Origin of the sequence: Bacillus sp. B15-48 (assembly GCF_016879755.1) — a bacterium.
Taxonomy (GTDB): Bacteria; Bacillota; Bacilli; order Bacillales; family Cytobacillaceae; genus Mesobacillus_B.
The window spans coordinates 35,081-51,939 of sequence record NZ_WOFU01000018.1 but is presented as its reverse complement, the minus strand read 5'-3'; the positions used below and the strand labels follow the sequence as shown (position 1 = coordinate 51,939).

The window sequence follows — 16,859 nt, the reverse complement described above, 5'->3', positions numbered from 1 at the left end:
TGGCGATAGCGAGAAGGTCACACCCGTTCCCATGCCGAACACGGAAGTTAAGCTTCTCAGCGCCGATGGTAGTTGGGGGATTCCCCCTGTGAGAGTAGGACGTTGCCAGGCACTAAAAAAAGAACAGTTGAAAAGCTGTTCTTTTTGTGTTAGAGGAAATTTTTTACTAATTAGATTAGAGTACAAGCAGATGAACCGTTTTTTATCACTAGTACTAGGATAATAATTAGCTTTTTTGATAGATAATGCTGGTAATCGACTTTTTTATCCGAGTACTGGGATTAAAGCTTTCTTTTTAATCCGAGTAGTAGGAATATAAATGGTAATTTTACGGTAAAACCCTATGTTTAATCCGAGTACTAAGATTATTTCCCCCTATTTTATCTTCATATAACCAGTACTAGCATTATTTTTATGAATTTAATCCAAGTACTCGGATTAAAATTCCTTAAAAAAATCACTTAATCCAAGTACTCGGAATAAACCAGCATGGAAACCACACTTAATCCAAGTACTAGGCATAAAAACCCCCACGCATAAATAACGGCACTTAATCCAATTACTTTCTCGCACACAAAATATCCCGCTAAAAACATTAAACGAAACAATTATTTTTAAGATAGACATACAAGGAATTGTTGGTTTTATCATACAATATGAATCAAGTAATCTTATCAAACGATAATTCTAAAAATTGAATAAAATAGGGAGTTCCGGGGCAGAATAGGTGTATGGAGGTGGAGAATTTGGGTAAGGTTAATAGTGGGGAAACTTGTATTATCTGTGAAAAATTGAAACCAACTGGAATACATCTATACACTTCATTTATCTGCACGGAGTGTGAAAATGGGATGATTCTTACAGATACAAATGATCCGAAATATAAATATTTTGTAGAAAAACTGAAAAAAATCACGAGTCCAGAAATATTTTCCTAAGAAGCTCATAAAATTGAGCTTTATTTTTTTGTTGTCAGCAAATTGGTGGACAGTTTGGTAAAATAGATTAGATAAGTATGAAAATACCCTGTTATGGTGGAATATATGAATAAGAATCAATGTAGAACCCCTATATATGAACAATTAAAACTACATAGTAAGAAACAACCTTTCTCCTTTCATGTTCCAGGGCATAAAAATGGGACAATCTTTCCGGAGAAAGCACGAAATGACTTCCAATCATTGCTTAAGCTAGATCTGACGGAGATAACTGGTTTAGATGATCTCCATTCTCCAGAGGGAGTCATTCTTGAAGCGGAACGATTGCTGTCAGATTTGTATCAGACGAAAAAGAGTTTCCTTCTCGTTAATGGTTCAACGGCAGGGAATTTAGCAATGATTCTTGCAACGATAAAAAAGGATGAAATCGTTCTAGTCCAAAGGAATTCTCATAAATCGATTATGAATGGAATTAAATTAGCAAATGCTCGTCCTGTTTATTTGTATCCGGAATATGAACAACAATCGCTGGTGGCGTCGGGTGTAAGCTTAGAAACCGTTAGAAAGGCAATCCAAGCGTACCCACAGGCGAGGGCACTCATTTTAACTTATCCTAATTATTACGGGATGGTAAACGAGCTGGCGGATATTATTAAACTAGCACACGCACACAATTTCGCCGTCCTCGTTGATGAGGCGCATGGTGTTCACTTTATTAGCGGCGAGCCATTCCCGGCTTCAGCAGTGTCATTAGGTGCTGACCTCGTCGTTCAATCTGCGCATAAAACGTTGCCAGCGATGACGATGGGAGCGTATCTTCATTATAATAGCAAATTAGTATCAATCGAAAATTTACAATTTTACTTACAAGCCGTTCAGACGAGCAGTCCATCCTATCCGATTATGGCCTCGCTTGATCTAGCGAGGAGCTATTTAGCGACATTTGAAAAAAAGGATAAGAAAGAACTGCTTCAGTGGATTCAATCGTTTAGAGGGGAAATTGGAACGATTGAAGGCCTCTCGATTTTGCCATGGAAAAATGGTGATCCTTTGAAGCTAATCATTCAATCGACTCAATCTGTTAGTGGCTATGAGTTAATGGAGCGTTTTGAAACTGTTGGTATTTACCCTGAACTTGCCGATCCATATAATGTCCTGTTTATCTTACCGTTTGCCAAGGCGGATATGAACGTTCCGTATGAAAAAGCAGTCCAGATGTTGAAACAAGCAATGAAAAACATCGACAAAACCGCTGTCCATCGTCAGACGAGCGTTTCTCTTCCATTTACAACCTCTAAAGTGGGTATTCCTGCTTTATTTAATGAAGAGATGGCCACATTACGAACGACATTTGTTCCTATCCATGAGGCAGAGGGACAAGTTTGTGCGGAAACGATTATTCCTTATCCTCCAGGGGTTCCGTTGTTTTTAGCAGGTGAAAGGATTCAACAGGAAGAGTTGGAGTACTTAAAGTATTTGCTGCAACAAGGAGTGAAAATCCAAGGAGGAGAAAGGTTAGCAACGAACGAAATAAAAGTGTTTAAATAGAGGAGTTTTTGTCAATGACACAAGGCTTATTTATCTCAATGGAAGGGCCAGAAGGGGCCGGAAAAACGACGATTATTCGCATGTTAACCTCAAAGCTTGAACAGGAAGGAATCACTGTTATTGCCACACGTGAACCTGGAGGAATTGACATTGCTGAGCAAATACGAAATGTCATTTTAAATACAAACAACACAGCGATGGATGCTAGAACAGAGGCATTATTATATGCAGCAGCACGCAGGCAGCATCTTGTTGAAAAAGTGAGGCCTGCGCTTGCAGAAGGGAAGCTTGTTTTATGTGACCGGTTTATTGATAGTTCCTTAGCGTATCAGGGACATGCCCGTGGGTTAGGAATCGATGAAGTATATTCAATTAATCAATTTGCAATTGAAGACTTGATGCCACGCATGACTTTTTACTTTGATCTTGAACCACACATCGGGTTAGAGCGTATTCGTAAAAATGACCACCGTGAAGTTAACCGACTAGATTTAGAAACCATTCATTTTCATGAAAAAGTAAGAGAAGGATATTTATTTCTTGTAGAAAAGTTCCCTAACCGGATTGTAAAAATTGATGCAGCAAAACCAATTTCTGAAGTTTTTGCAGAAGTAGAAGGAAAATTAAAAGTTTTGCTGAATATATAAACACTTTAGAGAATATCTTTAGATGTTTTATACCGAATTTATATTTAGATAAAAATGTCTTAGTTGCTTTATCGCAGATTAACTGGCAGTAATACCCTCACATGAAGACTTCATGTCAACTAGTAAGGGTTAGTGGGGGAAACCGTAGGGAATCGGGTTCTTACGAGTGCTTTTCTCGAAAGAGAATTAGCAATCGTTAGAACGGGATAAACTGCCAGTAAATGCCCGATTGGCTCAGCTAACCATCAGTGGGGGATGAAGAAAACCCCCTCTGCTGGAAGTTTCGCTTTATCCGATGTTTTGGCTCTGAATTACTGCTATAATGAAAATAAACATCAATTGGAAAATGAAAAATGGGGGAATCAGGATGAAATTGATTTTGGCGGTCGTTCAAGATCAAGATAGCAATCGCCTTTCGAAGGCGCTGATGGATCATAATTTTCGTGCTACAAAACTTGCAACTACGGGTGGCTTTCTTAAATCTGGAAATACGACGTTTATTATCGGTACAGAAGATTACCGTGTCGATAAGGCATTGCAGATTATTAAAGATAATTGCCAATCACGGGAACAGTTAGTTGCTCCGGTATCACCGATGGGGGGAAATGCCGATTCCTATGTTCCATACCCTGTTGAGGTTGAGGTTGGAGGCGCTACTGTTTTTGTCCTTCCAGTTGAACAATTCCACCATTTTTAAATATAATCAAGATTGAATGCTTTGTTAGAGGATGAGGAAATGAGAGTGATGGCAGATTGACAAAAATGTGGGAAGAGTTAGCTTTAATCCAACCTACTGTATTAAGAATGTTGAAAAACAGTCTTATAAAAGGACGAGTCGCTCATGCCTATTTATATGAGGGAATGCGAGGCACGGGGAAAAAGGAGATCGGTCTCTTATTGGCGAAGAGCATCCTCTGCCAAGAGCGAATAGAAGGTTATAAACCTTGTGAAACTTGTCATAACTGCAAGCGGATTAATCACGGGAACCACCCTGACCTTCACCTCGTTGAACCAGACGGGCTTTCAATTAAAAAAGGACAAATTCAAGCTCTACAAGGGGAATTTGCGAAAACAGGGGTAGAGTCGAAAAATAAAATTTATATGATTGTTCACGCAGACAAGATGACGACGAATGCCGCAAACAGTTTGCTGAAATTCCTCGAAGAACCTCATTCTGGAACGGTAGCTATTTTAATTACCGAACAGGTACAAAAAATGTTACCGACCATTTTATCCCGATGCCAAATAATTGGTTTTACGCCATTATCTCCTAAAAATATGGAAAAACAATTAATTACACATGGAGTAAACCTTGAAATGGCGCCATTATTGGCGCATTTGACGAATAATTTGGAAGAAGCATTGGAAATGCATGAAGATGATTGGTTTGTACAAGCGCAAAAAATAGTGGTAAAATTATATGAAGTGTTGAAAAAAAATCCCCTGGAAGCAATGGTGAACCTACAGGAGAATTGGTTTTCGCACTTTAAAGAAAAGGAACAGATTGATCGTGGTTTGGATTTATTTCTTCTAATATTTAAGGATTTATTATATATCCAATTGGACAAGAAAGATCAAGTTGTTTTCTTAAGCGAAAGTTCCCGCTTAGAGCAATTCGCGTTGCAGACATCTGGACGACGTTTAACGGAACAAATGGAATCAATTTTAGAGGCGAAAAGGAAGCTGCACGCCAATATGAATCCACAGCTCTTAATGGAAGAGCTGGTGTTAAAATTGCAGGAGGGATCTTCACTTGTATAATGTGATAGGTGTCCGCTTTAAAAAAGCGGGAAAAATATATTATTTTGATCCCGGCGAGCTTGCAATTCAAAAGGATGACTTTGTCATCGTCGAAACGGTTCGGGGGGTAGAATACGGGAAAGTTGTTATCCCATTGAAACAAGTTGGCGAAAATGATGTTGTCCTACCTTTGAAAAAGGTAGTAAGAATTGCAAATCAAAAGGATCGACTCATTGTTGAGGAAAACAGGGCTGCTGCAAAGGAAGCTTATGATGTTTGCGGGCAAAAAGTGACTGAACATCAACTAGATATGAAACTAGTAGATGTAGAATATACATTTGACCGAAATAAAGTGATTTTTTATTTTACGGCGGATGGAAGAGTTGATTTTCGTGAACTCGTAAAAGATTTAGCAGCCATTTTTCGGACGAGGATTGAGCTTCGCCAAATTGGCGTAAGAGATGAAGCGAAAATGCTCGGCGGAATTGGCCCATGTGGAAGAATGTTATGCTGTTCGACCTTTTTAGGGGATTTTGACCCTGTCTCGATAAAAATGGCAAAGGATCAAAATCTATCCCTGAACCCTACAAAAATTTCAGGACTATGCGGGCGCTTAATGTGCTGTTTGAAATATGAGAACGATGAGTATGAGTCAGCAAAAGAAATGCTGCCAGATCTCGGGGAAATGATTGAAACTCCAAATGGCCGGGGGAAAGTCGTAGGTTTGAATCTTTTAGAGCATGTGATGCAAGTAGAGTTTGCGAATCAAGGCCGTGTTCTTGAGTATACACTTGAGGAAGTATTAAATGAAGGCGCTGTTTCAATACAATCATCCACAGATTAATGAGGTGGAAAAGGTGGATAAAAAGGAAATATTTGACTCAGTAAGTAATATGGAAGTCCAAATTGGCAATTTATATGGGCAGCTTGGGGAGTTAAAACAGCACTTAGCGGAAATACTTGAGGAAAACAACTCTTTAAAGCTGGAAAATGAACATTTAAGACGTCGTCTGGAAATAGGAATAGAAAAAAAGGAAAGAAAACAAATGAAGGGCAGCAAAGCGACAAATCCTATTGATATCGGTGAAGGACATGATAATCTTGCTAGGCTTTATCAAGAAGGTTTCCATATATGTAATTTGCATTTCGGAAGCCCAAGAAAAGAAGGAGATTGTCTTTTCTGCCTTTCTTTCCTTAATAAAAAGTAATGGTTTAGCCTTCCCAGCTAGGGAAGGTTTTTTAAAAATTATGAATGAGGATTGTTTTGGCAATCTACTTTTATGTTCATGAGAGGTGGATTTATGTGGTTGAACTTATAGGTGATGAACGACTAGATTTCTTACTTGCAGAAAACTTAAGAATTATTCAGAGTCCATCCGTCTTCGCTTTTTCGCTCGATGCAGTTTTGCTGGCAAAGTTTGTATATGTACCGATACAAAAAGGGAAGTTGATTGATTTATGTTCTGGGAATGGAGTGATTCCCCTATTTTTAAGCACGAGAACGAAAGGCTCTGTTATCGGTGTGGAGATACAGGAGCGTTTATACGATATGGCGGTAAGAAGTATTGCCTACAACCAATTAGAAGGTCGCTTAACGATGATTCATGGCGATATTAAAGAAACTCCTAAGCAACTAGGTTATGGGAAATTTGATGTCGTTACTTGTAACCCTCCTTATTTTCCAACCCCAGCGAAAAAAGAAATAAATGAGAATGAACATTTAGCGATTGCCCGTCATGAAATACTTTGTACGCTTGATGATGCAATTCAGACTTCCAGCAAGCTTGTTCGGCAAGGCGGGAAGGTTGCTTTTGTTCATCGTCCAGGGAGATTAATTGATATTGTTGAATTGATGAGGAAGTATCGACTTGAACCGAAACGTATTCAATTTGTCTATCCTAAGGTAGGGAAAGAGGCAAATACTTTGCTTATCGAGGCAATTAAGGATGGAAGTCCAGATTTAAAAATAGAAAATCCTTTAATTGTCTATAATGAAAAAGACGAATATACACCTGAGCTGAGAGAGATTTTATATGGAGAAAACTGAACATTATTTTTATGTTCTGTCATGCAAAGATGGGAGTCTTTATGCTGGCTACACGAATCATTTAGAACGAAGGATCAAATTACATAATGAGGGAAAAGGGGCAAAATATACGCGTGGACGTGGTCCCGTTTCATTGGTTTATAAAAAAAGATTTATGACGAAAAGTGAAGCACTAAAGGCTGAATACGCATTCAAGCAATTACCGAGGGTGAAAAAAGTTGATTTTTTAATTAGAGAGCTAGGTGAAGAGGATGAAACAGCAGAAAAGCTTTGAAAATGAAGGAGAAAAAGGGATTTTATACTTAGTTCCAACTCCGATTGGAAATTTGGAGGATATTAGTTATCGTGCTTTACGGTTGTTAAAAGAAGCGGATGTGATTGCCGCTGAGGATACGAGAAACACGAGGAAACTGTGCAATTACTTCGATATCGAAACCCCCTTGACAAGCTATCATGAACATAATAAAGGAGCAAGTGGCGAGAGATTGCTGGAAAGACTTATATCAGGTGAGAAAGTTGCCCTTGTGAGTGATGCTGGTATGCCAACAATTTCTGACCCGGGATTTGAGCTCGTCGAACGTACGATTGCAGAGGGTCTTACCGTTGTTCCTTTACCAGGAGCAAATGCTGCTTTAACTGCGCTCATTGCTTCAGGAATTAAACCACAACCATTTTATTTTTACGGCTTTCTAAGTCGTAATAAAAAAGAAAAGCGGACAGAACTGGAAATGCTTGCAAAGCAATCAGCAACGATGATTTTTTATGAAGCGCCCCATCGGTTGCGGGAAACGCTTATGTTCATGTTAGAAATTTTAGGAGCGGAGCGGAAGGTCGTGCTTTGTAGGGAATTAACAAAAAAATTCGAGGAGTTTATAAGAGGGAACTTAGATGAAGCAGCTAAATGGGTAGAAAGTGGCGAAGTCCGCGGAGAGTTTTGTTTAATTGTTGAAGGCACTACCATATCAGAAGAAGAGGAGAAAGAGGATTGGTGGGCGAACATCACAATTGAACAGCATGTGAATCATTATATCAATGAGGAAAGTATGACATCGAAAGAAGCAATCAAACAAACTGCGAAAAATCGTGGGATGCATAAGCGTGACGTTTATCAAATTTATCATGTAAATGAATAAAAAAGGGTCAGCCCCAGTGAACTTGTGGGGCTGACCCTAATTAGGCTTGTTTACTTTACAGGTTCAAGAGAATTTTGAATTTCTTGAATTAACTGTTCGGCACCTTCACGACTTAAAATTAGCTTTCCGTTCGCCAAAGTAATATTGTGATCAGAAACTTCCCCGGTAATTTGGCAAGTCATATTTGGTTTGTATTTTTTAAGGACGATACGATCGTCATCTACGTAAATTTCGAGCGCATCCTTTTCGGCAATATTTAAAGTCCTTCTTAATTCAATTGGAATAACAACACGGCCAAGTTCATCAACTTTACGAACGATACCTGTAGACTTCATTTTAAATTTTCTCCTCTCTGGATAAAAAACTCTCTCTATTTCGTCAAAATTCGACATTTATTTTTCTATTTTTTATAATACCAGCGATTCCCATATACGTCAATTCTTTTCTTTTTTTTATACAAGGTAATTACTGGAAAACTTATTTCGCTTGATAAATAAAGGTTTTTAAGAGATTTATTAAAAAGTTAAAGTTATCTCTTTCTATATATATAGGAAGAAACTGAATTCGTTAAAATAGAAAATGACTGTAATGTTTCTCTTTTCGACAAAATTCTACATGTTCTTCGACATCATGGAAATGAAGGCCGAAGAAAGGTATAATATTGAATTAGATTAATTTGGTTCTGTAATTTAGGAGGTAAGAGGATGGAAGAAAAATTAAAGACATATTACTTAACAACACCAATTTATTATCCGAGTGGCAATTTACATATTGGTCATGCATATACAACTGTCGCCGCTGATGCAATGGCACGTTATAAAAGAATGCGCGGCTTTGATGTGATGTTTCTGACCGGAACGGATGAACATGGACAAAAGATTCAAAGAAAAGCCGAAGAAAAAGGGATTACACCTCAGCAATATGTTGATGAAATTGTTGCCGGTATTCAAGATTTATGGGCGAAACTCGATATTTCATATAATGATTTTATTCGTACAACCGAGGATCGGCATAAGGAAATTGTCGAAAAATTATTCGCACGTTTACTTGAACAAGGCGATATTTATCTTGACCAATATGAAGGTTGGTATTGTACTCCTTGTGAGTCTTTTTACACGGATCGGCAACTTGAAGAAGGGAATTGCCCAGATTGCCAACGTTCTGTCGAGAAGGTTAAGGAAGAATCATACTTCTTTAAAATGAGCAAATATGCGGACAGGCTGTTGAAATTTTATGAAGAAAATCCTGAATTCATTCAGCCTGAATCACGAAAAAATGAAATGATTAATAATTTCATTAAGCCAGGGCTTGAAGATTTAGCGGTATCAAGAACGACATTTGATTGGGGAATTAAAGTCCCTGGTGATCCTAAGCATGTTATTTATGTTTGGATCGATGCGTTGTCAAATTATATTACCGCTCTTGGTTATGGTACGGATGAGGATTCGAAGTATTTAAACTACTGGCCTGCCGATGTTCATCTTGTCGGGAAGGAAATTGTCCGTTTCCATACGATCTACTGGCCAATCATGTTAATGGCGTTAGATTTGCCACTTCCGAAAAAGGTATTCGCCCATGGCTGGTTATTAATGAAAGATGGGAAGATGTCGAAATCAAAGGGGAATGTTGTCGACCCTGTGACATTAATCGACAGATATGGCCTCGATGCGCTTCGTTACTATTTGCTTCGTGAAGTACCATTCGGGGCAGATGGAGTATTTACACCAGAGGGGTTTGTTGAAAGAGTTAATTTTGACTTGGCGAATGATTTAGGAAACCTGTTAAATCGTACGGTTGCAATGATTAACCGGTATTTTAACGGAGAGATTCCTGCCTATACAGTCTCAACAAATGAGTTTGCTAAAAAGTTACTAGAAGTAAACAGAGAGACGATTGATAAATATGAGGAAGCGATGGAGCAAATGCAGTTCTCTGTTGCGCTTACAGCGATTTGGCAATTTGTTAGTCGTACGAATAAATTCATCGATGAGACTCAACCATGGGTGTTAGCGAAGGACGAGGAAAAACAGGCTGAGTTGGCAAATGTTATGGCCCATCTTGCTGAATCTTTACGGCAAACTGCCGTTTTATTGCAGCCATTCTTGACAAAAACACCAGAGAAAATTTTCGCGCAGCTAAATGTAACAGGTGAGCAACTGACAAGCTGGGAAAGTCTTGAGACGTTTGGTGCCATCCCAGAAGCGACAAAGGTACAAAAGGGAGAACCGATTTTCCCACGTTTAGAAGTGGAGGAAGAGGTAGCATTTATTAAAGAAAAAATGCAAGGATCCACTCCTGCAGTAGAAGCGAAACCTGAAACAGAACCAGAAATCACATTTGAGGACTTTATGAAAGTAGAGTTGCGCGTCGCAGAAGTTATCCACGCTGAACCAGTGAAGAAAGCGGATAAACTTTTAAAGCTGCAACTTGATTTAGGGTATGAAAAGCGTCAAGTTGTGTCAGGAATCGCGCAGCATTATAAACCGGAAGAACTCGTTGGTCAAAGGGTCATTTGTGTTACGAATTTGAAACCAGTGAAGTTGCGTGGTGAACTTTCGGAAGGAATGATCCTGGCAGGATCAAAGGATGGGGAATTAGCCTTGGCAACGGTAGCACAGTCACTCCCGTTAGGGTCAAGAGTAAAATAACAAAGAGGTTAAAAAAAGACATGGAAATGTTACAGATGTAACATTTCTATGTCTTTACCTTTACGTTTCGCGTTATTAGTTGACGAAGTAGTTCAAATCCAGATATGATTTGGTCAAATTTCAATAACAATTTTTATTGATTCATTTTTTTACAGTCGTTAGGAAATAGTAAGAAAAAGTGAAATGGGGACATAAAAAAGCATACTGTAGAGAATGGTATACTAGGTCCCATAAAGGAGTTCGTTTTCGTTATGCTGTTTGATACGCATGTACATTTAAATGCGGAGCAATTTAAAGATGATCTACAAGAAGTCATTCAGCGTGCCCAAACGGCTGGTGTGACTCAAATGGTTGTTGTTGGCTTTGATCGCTCAACAATTACGAAAGCAATTGAACTTTGCGAAGCCTATGAGTTTATTTATGCGAGCGTTGGCTGGCATCCAGTCGATGCAATCGATATGACAGAGGAAGACTTAGCGTGGCTACGTGAGTTGTCTGCCCATCCTAAAGTTGTTGCACTTGGGGAAATGGGCTTAGATTATTACTGGGATAAATCACCAAAGGATATACAGAAAGATGTCTTCCGTAAGCAAATCCGTTTAGCAAAAGAAGTCAAGCTCCCGATTATTATTCATAATCGTGAAGCAACAGCAGACATTGTAGAAATTTTAAAAGAAGAACGCGCATCTGAAGTTGGCGGAATTATGCACTGCTATAGTGGCAGTGTTGAAATTGCAAAAGAATGTGTCGAGCTGAATTTTTATATCTCTCTCGGAGGCCCTGTCACATTTAAAAATGCGAAAAAACCAAAGGAAGTGGCTGCTGCCATTCCGCTCGACCGCTTATTAATCGAAACAGATTGCCCATATTTAGCGCCACATCCCTATCGTGGGAAGAGAAATGAGCCTAGTTATGTAAAATTGGTTGCGGAGCAAATTGCTGACTTAAAAGGACTCACTTATGAGGAAGTAGCCGAAGCAACGATGAATAATGCAAAAAAATTATTCGACTTAAACTGACAGCAGACCATGTCGAATTGGCAGAGAGATTGTCCGATTATTTTTGTTTTCTTTAAAGTTCTACATAATTTCGCTGTGACATAGGATAATCTTGTCGATATGTCCAACTTTCCAATTCAAAATACTTCGAGCATAATAGAGGTTATGTTCGGGGGAAGAGTCAAAGGGTTGACATGTCGGCTTGTTAATTTTATAATCACTCGAGAGAAAAGGAGGCGTTTTTCATAGAAACCGATAATATGAAAAACCTGTTTTTCAAGTCTTTGAGTAACAAAAAGCTGGCAATCATTTCTGCTAGTTTGCTAGTGTTCATTACAGCTTTCGGATTCCTCTTGTTTGAAGGGACGAAGAAGACGGTTGCTTTGACACTAGACGGCCAAGAAAAAACAATTAAAACTCATGCAAACACGATTCAAGATATATTTAAAGAACTAGACATTTCTCTTGGCGAGGAAGACTATTTGTCATTGGCTGCTGACACTGAGGTTGAAAATTACCTTGAAGTTGTTTGGAAGCCGGCAAAACAGGTGCAATTAATTGATGATGAACAGAGCAAAACTTATTGGACTGCTCATGACACTGTTAAGGAATTTCTGGATGAACAAAAGATTATTTTAAGTGAACACGACAAATTAAACCCTGACCCGACTAAAGAAATAACAGAAGCAATGAAGATTAATATTGAAAGGGCTTTTCCCGTGAAAGTTGTTGATGGCGGGAAAGAACAAGAAGGATGGTCTACTTCGACTACGGTCGCTGACTTTTTATCACACCAAGGCATCAAACTCAATGAATTGGACCGAGTTGAACCTGAAATGACAGATACGGTTACTGCTGATACCTTAGTGAAGGTTATTCGCGTTGAAAAAGTCACCGATGTAGTGGAAGAACCAATTAATTTTGCTGTTGTTACGAAAAACGATAGTGGTCTGGAAAAAGGCAAACAAAAAGTTGTTACAGAAGGCCAAGAAGGACGTGTTTCTAAAACGTATGAAGTCGTGTTAGAAAACGGCAAGGAAGTTTCGCGAAAACTTGTAAATGAGAAACAGATAAAAGAGAAGCAGGATAAAGTCGTTGCTATGGGCACGCGTAAAATTGTTACACAAGTGTCAAGGGGAACAACATCTGCACCAAAAGCAACTCAAACAGCATCTGCACCAAAATCATCTGCTAAAGAGTTTTATGTAAGTGCAACTGCTTACACAGCGGGTTGTAATGGCTGTTCTGGAATTACTGCGACAGGAATTAATTTAAAGGCCAATCCGAACGCAAAAGTCATTGCGGTTGATCCAAATGTTATTCCACTAGGGACGAGAGTCTATGTCGAAGGGTATGGTCATGCAATTGCTGGTGATACAGGCTCAGCAATAAAAGGGAATAAAATCGATGTATTCCTTCCCTCTAAATCAGATGCCTATCGTTGGGGAAGAAAGAACGTTAAAATCCAAATTTTAAATTAACCTTTTCGTGCAGAGGATTTTCCTCTGCATTTTCTATTTTCTATTTTGAGGTATAATAAATACCGAACTAATTTCGGTTGTTATATATATAGACGAAATTGTTGCAAAAATGTTTCAATCTTTTTTTATTTTTTTTACGGAGGATTTATGGAATAAATGAAAATTAAAGAGGTAATTGTTGTTGAGGGAAAAGATGACACAACAGCTGTAAAAAACGCGGTGAACGCGGATACAATTGAAACAAATGGGTCCGCGATTAATCAGTCGACACTTGAAATGATTCGGAAGGCACAAGAAACTAGAGGTGTGATTATTTTTACTGATCCTGATTTCCCTGGAGAAAAAATTCGTAAGACAATCGCAGAACATATACCTGGATGTAAACATGCGTTTATTTCAAAAGAAAAGGCATTGCCTAAAGCAGGGCGAGGCATCGGCGTCGAACATGCCTCTCGTGAAGCGATACTTGAGGCGCTAAAGGATGCACAATTAATGTCTGAAGTCATTAAAGAAGCGATTACTCGGGAAGACTTACTTGATGCTGGTTTAATTGCTGGGGTTGGGGCGAGAGAAAGACGAGAAAAATTAGGAGAATTATTAAAAATTGGCTATACAAATGGAAAACAGCTACATAAACGCTTAATGATGTTTCAAGTGAGTCGTGAGGACTTTGCTGAGGCGATAGTTAAGATTAGACAGGAGGAGTAACGATGCATAAAGATATAGCAACTCCGATTCGTACAAAAGAAATACTTGAAAAGTATGGATTTTCTTTTAAAAAGAGTTTAGGACAAAACTTCTTAATCGACACGAATATTTTAAATCGAATTGTTGACCATGCAGAGTTAACTGAAGATTCTGCTGCGATTGAGATCGGACCGGGAATTGGTGCGCTAACTGAACAGCTCGCAAAAAGAAGCAAGAAGGTAATGGCCTTTGAAATCGATCAGCGGTTACTTCCGATTTTAAATGACACATTATCTCCTTACGAAAATGTAAAAATCATTCATAAAGATGTGTTAAAAGCAGATGTTAGCAGTTATATCGAAGAGGAATTAGCAGGTTTGAAAGATATAATGGTCGTTGCTAATTTGCCTTATTATGTCACAACGCCGATTTTAATGAACCTGCTTGAAGAAAAATTACCGATTCGCGGAATTGTTGCGATGTTACAAAAAGAGGTTGCTGAGCGAATTTCTGCTCGCCCGGGCACGAAGGAATACGGGTCGCTGTCAATTGCGATTCAATATTATACGGTCGCTGAAACGGTGATGATTGTCCCGAAAACAGTTTTTATTCCGCAACCGAATGTCGACTCAGCTGTAATTCGTTTGACATTGCGGGAAAAACCAGCTGTAGTGGTAAAGGATGAAACGTTCTTCTTCCGAGTGACAAGAGCAAGTTTTGCTCAAAGGAGGAAAACGATTCTTAATAATTTGACAAGTCAACTTCCGGATGGCAAACAAAAAAAACAAAAAATTATTGCCGCATTAAATGAGGCAGGCATTGACGAATCCCGAAGAGGAGAGACGTTATCGATTGATGAATTTGCCAAATTAAGTGATTGTTTATATTCGGATTTTAGGTAATTCAATTCTCTACTTCACATTCTAATAGGTGTATGCATAGTCTGATAAAGAAAGAATTCTCTAGGGCATAGCCTATTTGGAGTGAAGATAGTGAGTATAAAACCCATGGATATAGTCGGCCGGGTTTCTTATAATTGTGATATTCTGTTTCGTGTTGTTGAAATACGGGAAGAGAATGGCAGAAAAATCGCCATCTTGTTTGGAGAGGATTTTCGTCTTGCAGCAGACGCACCGTATGAGGATTTAATTAAAATGGATGCGACTAGCCGTAGACGGCTTATTGAGGAGAGTCGTTCTCTCGAGGAACAGTCTTATATGCTCTTTCAACAAGATGTAGATTTACTTAAAGAAAAGCGCAATTATGAGGGAACGGACGGTTACAGTAAACCAGAAAGTTATTTTCAAGTTCCAGGCAGGGTACTCCATGTGGATGGTGACCCAAATTATTTAAAGAAATGTTTAGATTTATACGAAAAAGTAGGCGTACCTGTTTTCGGAGTTCATTGTAATGAAAAAGAAATGCCGAATAAGATTAGCGCATATCTGGATTATTACCGGCCAGATATTCTCGTCATTACTGGACATGATGCATATTCGAAATCAAAAGGGAAGAAGTCGGATATTAACGCCTATCGACATTCGAAACATTTCGTATTAGCAGTGCAGGAAGCGAGAAGAAAAATCCCTCATCTAGATCAACTCATCATTTTTGCAGGGGCATGTCAGTCTCATTTTGAATCATTAATACAAGCTGGAGCCAATTTCGCAAGTTCACCTTCACGGGTGAATATTCACGCTTTAGACCCCGTGTATATCGTAGCTAAGGTAAGTTTTACCCCTTTTGTCGAACGAATTAAAGTTTGGGATGTGCTGAGAAACACTTTGACAGGACAAAAAGGGTTAGGTGGAATCGAGACTAGAGGAGTATTAAGAATGGGAATGCCCTTTAATATGAACCCTGAAGAATAGCCGCTTTGTGCGGCTATTCTTTTTGCTAATATTGAATGCATAATTCGCGTTTCTCGGGATAACATAAGGATTGTTGGAAAATAGCAAAAAATGAAGAAGGAAATATATTGACTTTTATTTTTCAATCCTGTTATAATTTATGTTTTTAATTGACGAAAATATGTCAGTGTGTTATACTTGACATAGTGAGGTGGACCGAATGCCAAAAACGTTATTGGACATTAAAAAAGCTCTTGATTCAAACTTAGGGAAAAGACTGTTGCTTAAAGCGAATGGTGGACGAAGAAAGACTGTAGAACGTTCAGGTGTACTAGCTGAAACTTATCCATCTGTATTCGTAATTGAATTGGATCAGGAGGAAAATGCTTTCGAGCGTGTTTCATATAGTTATGCAGATGTTTTAACGGAGACGGTACAAATTACTTTCTATGAAGATACGGCAGGAAATATTGCATTAAGTTAAGAAGTTAATGAAGTTAAATAGCAAGAAGCAAAGCAGTAGACAATCGTTTACTGCTTTTTACTTGGTATGAAATTTTAAAATGTCCAATGTATGGATAATTGGAATCGTTATTTGCATCCAGCTCCAGCGCCTAGCCCCTCGAGTCGCTTCGGTCCGTCTAATGAAGTCAAAGAACGACTTCAACAGACGGCCCTCCAGCGCTTGTCGGGGCTGACCAAGGCGCTTGCGCTTTTGATTTAGGAATAATAAGGATTACATATAAATGTTCGGTCGAATCGATACTAAAAATGTTGCGGTGACGAAAGGAGAGGGTACTCGTGGGCAGAAGAAGAGGAGTTATGTCTGAAGGTTTTAAGGAAGAGCTTGCAAAAGAACTTGGTTTCTACGATGTCGTCCAAAAAGAGGGCTGGGGAGGAATTAAAGCTAGGGATGCTGGGAACATGGTCAAGAGGGCCATTGAAATAGCTGAACAGCAGCTCGTCGACAACCAAAAGCAATAACTTAACTTTTCAACGCACAGTATGTGTTTCCGCGATTTATGCAAAATGAAATGTCACTGCAACAAACAAGCCGGAGTGAGACGCTCCGGCTTATTTTGCGTGAAAGAAAGCAAGGAGCGTGCGCTTTTGCACATTTGCTTCACTTTTATGGTAAAATA

General features: G+C 38.8%; 19 protein-coding genes and 1 rRNA gene. 19 read left to right on the top strand and 1 reads right to left on the bottom strand.

Annotated features, from left to right (window positions below; genetic code table 11):
* The 11 genes from rrf to rsmI form a co-directional block, all read left to right on the top strand.
* A 5S ribosomal RNA gene (gene rrf / locus GNT69_RS24295) occupies positions 1 to 111 on the top strand; the annotation flags it as partial.
* A gap of 620 nt (positions 112 to 731) precedes the next feature.
* Positions 732 to 938 carry a sigma factor G inhibitor Gin gene (locus GNT69_RS24290; RefSeq protein WP_203557574.1) on the top strand — a complete coding sequence of 69 codons (207 nt, stop codon included), beginning with the start codon at positions 732 to 734 and terminating at the stop codon, positions 936 to 938.
* Between the two features lie 105 nt (positions 939 to 1,043).
* Positions 1,044 to 2,486, top strand: coding sequence for an aminotransferase class I/II-fold pyridoxal phosphate-dependent enzyme (locus GNT69_RS24285; RefSeq protein ID WP_203557573.1), 1,443 nt, complete (start codon positions 1,044 to 1,046; stop codon positions 2,484 to 2,486).
* 14 nt (positions 2,487 to 2,500) lie between these two features.
* Positions 2,501 to 3,133 carry a dTMP kinase gene (gene tmk, locus GNT69_RS24280; protein ID WP_203557572.1) on the top strand — a complete coding sequence of 211 codons (633 nt, stop codon included), beginning with the start codon at positions 2,501 to 2,503 and terminating at the stop codon, positions 3,131 to 3,133.
* Between the two features lie 367 nt (positions 3,134 to 3,500).
* Positions 3,501 to 3,830, top strand: coding sequence for a cyclic-di-AMP receptor (locus GNT69_RS24275; RefSeq protein ID WP_203557571.1), 330 nt, complete (start codon positions 3,501 to 3,503; stop codon positions 3,828 to 3,830).
* A gap of 65 nt (positions 3,831 to 3,895) precedes the next feature.
* Complete coding sequence (holB, locus tag GNT69_RS24270; protein WP_481747705.1) at positions 3,896 to 4,894, top strand: DNA polymerase III subunit delta'; 999 nt, start codon at positions 3,896 to 3,898, stop codon at positions 4,892 to 4,894.
* The gene (locus GNT69_RS24265) at positions 4,887 to 5,717 is read left to right on the top strand and encodes a PSP1 domain-containing protein (protein WP_203557569.1); all 831 of its coding nucleotides are present in this window, start codon (positions 4,887 to 4,889) and stop codon (positions 5,715 to 5,717) included. The genes holB and GNT69_RS24265 overlap by 8 nt, the downstream gene beginning before the upstream one ends.
* 13 nt (positions 5,718 to 5,730) lie before the next feature.
* Positions 5,731 to 6,081 (top strand): DNA replication initiation control protein YabA, encoded by a 351-nt coding sequence (yabA, locus tag GNT69_RS24260; RefSeq protein WP_203557568.1) that lies wholly within the window; start codon positions 5,731 to 5,733, stop codon positions 6,079 to 6,081.
* A 95-nt stretch (positions 6,082 to 6,176) separates the two neighbouring features.
* Positions 6,177 to 6,920, top strand: coding sequence for a methyltransferase (locus GNT69_RS24255; RefSeq protein ID WP_203557567.1), 744 nt, complete (start codon positions 6,177 to 6,179; stop codon positions 6,918 to 6,920).
* Complete coding sequence (locus tag GNT69_RS24250; RefSeq protein WP_203557566.1) at positions 6,907 to 7,194, top strand: GIY-YIG nuclease family protein; 288 nt, start codon at positions 6,907 to 6,909, stop codon at positions 7,192 to 7,194. Before GNT69_RS24255 ends, GNT69_RS24250 begins: the two co-directional genes overlap by 14 nt.
* Positions 7,172 to 8,053 carry a 16S rRNA (cytidine(1402)-2'-O)-methyltransferase gene (gene rsmI, locus GNT69_RS24245; protein ID WP_203557565.1) on the top strand — a complete coding sequence of 294 codons (882 nt, stop codon included), beginning with the start codon at positions 7,172 to 7,174 and terminating at the stop codon, positions 8,051 to 8,053. The genes GNT69_RS24250 and rsmI overlap by 23 nt, the downstream gene beginning before the upstream one ends.
* A gap of 50 nt (positions 8,054 to 8,103) precedes the next feature.
* On the opposite strand, the gene GNT69_RS24240 is transcribed toward rsmI, so the two are convergent.
* Positions 8,104 to 8,388: an AbrB/MazE/SpoVT family DNA-binding domain-containing protein gene (locus GNT69_RS24240; protein WP_203557564.1), complete on the bottom strand. Its 285-nt coding sequence runs from the start codon at positions 8,386 to 8,388 to the stop codon at positions 8,104 to 8,106.
* A 369-nt stretch (positions 8,389 to 8,757) separates the two neighbouring features.
* On the opposite strand from GNT69_RS24240, the gene metG reads away from it, so the two are divergent.
* From metG to GNT69_RS24200, 8 genes are all read left to right on the top strand, one after another.
* A complete protein-coding gene (metG, locus tag GNT69_RS24235; protein ID WP_203557563.1) occupies positions 8,758 to 10,701 on the top strand; it encodes a methionine--tRNA ligase in 1,944 nt (647 codons plus the stop codon).
* A gap of 251 nt (positions 10,702 to 10,952) precedes the next feature.
* Positions 10,953 to 11,720, top strand: a complete 768-nt coding sequence (locus tag GNT69_RS24230) for a TatD family hydrolase (protein ID WP_203557562.1) — start codon at positions 10,953 to 10,955, stop codon at positions 11,718 to 11,720.
* A gap of 239 nt (positions 11,721 to 11,959) precedes the next feature.
* Entirely contained in the window at positions 11,960 to 13,180 is a 1,221-nt protein-coding gene (locus tag GNT69_RS24225; RefSeq protein WP_203557561.1) for a G5 and 3D domain-containing protein, read from the top strand.
* Between the two features lie 156 nt (positions 13,181 to 13,336).
* Complete coding sequence (rnmV, locus tag GNT69_RS24220) at positions 13,337 to 13,888, top strand: ribonuclease M5 (RefSeq protein ID WP_203557560.1); 552 nt, start codon at positions 13,337 to 13,339, stop codon at positions 13,886 to 13,888.
* A 2-nt stretch (positions 13,889 to 13,890) separates the two neighbouring features.
* Positions 13,891 to 14,769 carry a 16S rRNA (adenine(1518)-N(6)/adenine(1519)-N(6))-dimethyltransferase RsmA gene (gene rsmA, locus GNT69_RS24215; RefSeq protein ID WP_203557559.1) on the top strand — a complete coding sequence of 293 codons (879 nt, stop codon included), beginning with the start codon at positions 13,891 to 13,893 and terminating at the stop codon, positions 14,767 to 14,769.
* A 90-nt stretch (positions 14,770 to 14,859) separates the two neighbouring features.
* Positions 14,860 to 15,738 carry a sporulation peptidase YabG gene (gene yabG / locus GNT69_RS24210; RefSeq protein ID WP_343206558.1) on the top strand — a complete coding sequence of 293 codons (879 nt, stop codon included), beginning with the start codon at positions 14,860 to 14,862 and terminating at the stop codon, positions 15,736 to 15,738.
* 199 nt (positions 15,739 to 15,937) lie between these two features.
* Positions 15,938 to 16,201 carry a biofilm formation stimulator Veg gene (veg, locus tag GNT69_RS24205; protein WP_203557558.1) on the top strand — a complete coding sequence of 88 codons (264 nt, stop codon included), beginning with the start codon at positions 15,938 to 15,940 and terminating at the stop codon, positions 16,199 to 16,201.
* Between the two features lie 317 nt (positions 16,202 to 16,518).
* The gene (locus tag GNT69_RS24200; RefSeq protein WP_203557557.1) at positions 16,519 to 16,701 is read left to right on the top strand and encodes a small, acid-soluble spore protein, alpha/beta type; all 183 of its coding nucleotides are present in this window, start codon (positions 16,519 to 16,521) and stop codon (positions 16,699 to 16,701) included.
* Positions 16,702 to 16,859 lie beyond the last annotated feature (158 nt).

What these genes read in the sequence shown, in the direction of transcription:
- GNT69_RS24225 (WP_203557561.1), top strand. Translation starts at nt 11,960, where the DNA reads ATGAAAAACCTGTTTTTCAAGTCTTTGAGTAACAAAAAGCTGGCAATC.
- metG (WP_203557563.1), top strand. Translation starts at nt 8,758, where the DNA reads ATGGAAGAAAAATTAAAGACATATTACTTAACAACACCAATTTATTAT.
- veg (WP_203557558.1), top strand. Translation starts at nt 15,938, where the DNA reads ATGCCAAAAACGTTATTGGACATTAAAAAAGCTCTTGATTCAAACTTA.
- GNT69_RS24285 (WP_203557573.1), top strand. Translation starts at nt 1,044, where the DNA reads ATGAATAAGAATCAATGTAGAACCCCTATATATGAACAATTAAAACTA.
- GNT69_RS24290 (WP_203557574.1), top strand. Translation starts at nt 732, where the DNA reads ATGGAGGTGGAGAATTTGGGTAAGGTTAATAGTGGGGAAACTTGTATT.
- holB (WP_481747705.1), top strand. Translation starts at nt 3,896, where the DNA reads ATGTGGGAAGAGTTAGCTTTAATCCAACCTACTGTATTAAGAATGTTG.
- GNT69_RS24230 (WP_203557562.1), top strand. Translation starts at nt 10,953, where the DNA reads ATGCTGTTTGATACGCATGTACATTTAAATGCGGAGCAATTTAAAGAT.
- rsmA (WP_203557559.1), top strand. Translation starts at nt 13,891, where the DNA reads ATGCATAAAGATATAGCAACTCCGATTCGTACAAAAGAAATACTTGAA.
- GNT69_RS24250 (WP_203557566.1), top strand. Translation starts at nt 6,907, where the DNA reads ATGGAGAAAACTGAACATTATTTTTATGTTCTGTCATGCAAAGATGGG.
- GNT69_RS24275 (WP_203557571.1), top strand. Translation starts at nt 3,501, where the DNA reads ATGAAATTGATTTTGGCGGTCGTTCAAGATCAAGATAGCAATCGCCTT.
- GNT69_RS24240 (WP_203557564.1), bottom strand. Translation starts at nt 8,388, where the DNA reads ATGAAGTCTACAGGTATCGTTCGTAAAGTTGATGAACTTGGCCGTGTT.
- tmk (WP_203557572.1), top strand. Translation starts at nt 2,501, where the DNA reads ATGACACAAGGCTTATTTATCTCAATGGAAGGGCCAGAAGGGGCCGGA.
- rnmV (WP_203557560.1), top strand. Translation starts at nt 13,337, where the DNA reads ATGAAAATTAAAGAGGTAATTGTTGTTGAGGGAAAAGATGACACAACA.
- rsmI (WP_203557565.1), top strand. Translation starts at nt 7,172, where the DNA reads ATGAAACAGCAGAAAAGCTTTGAAAATGAAGGAGAAAAAGGGATTTTA.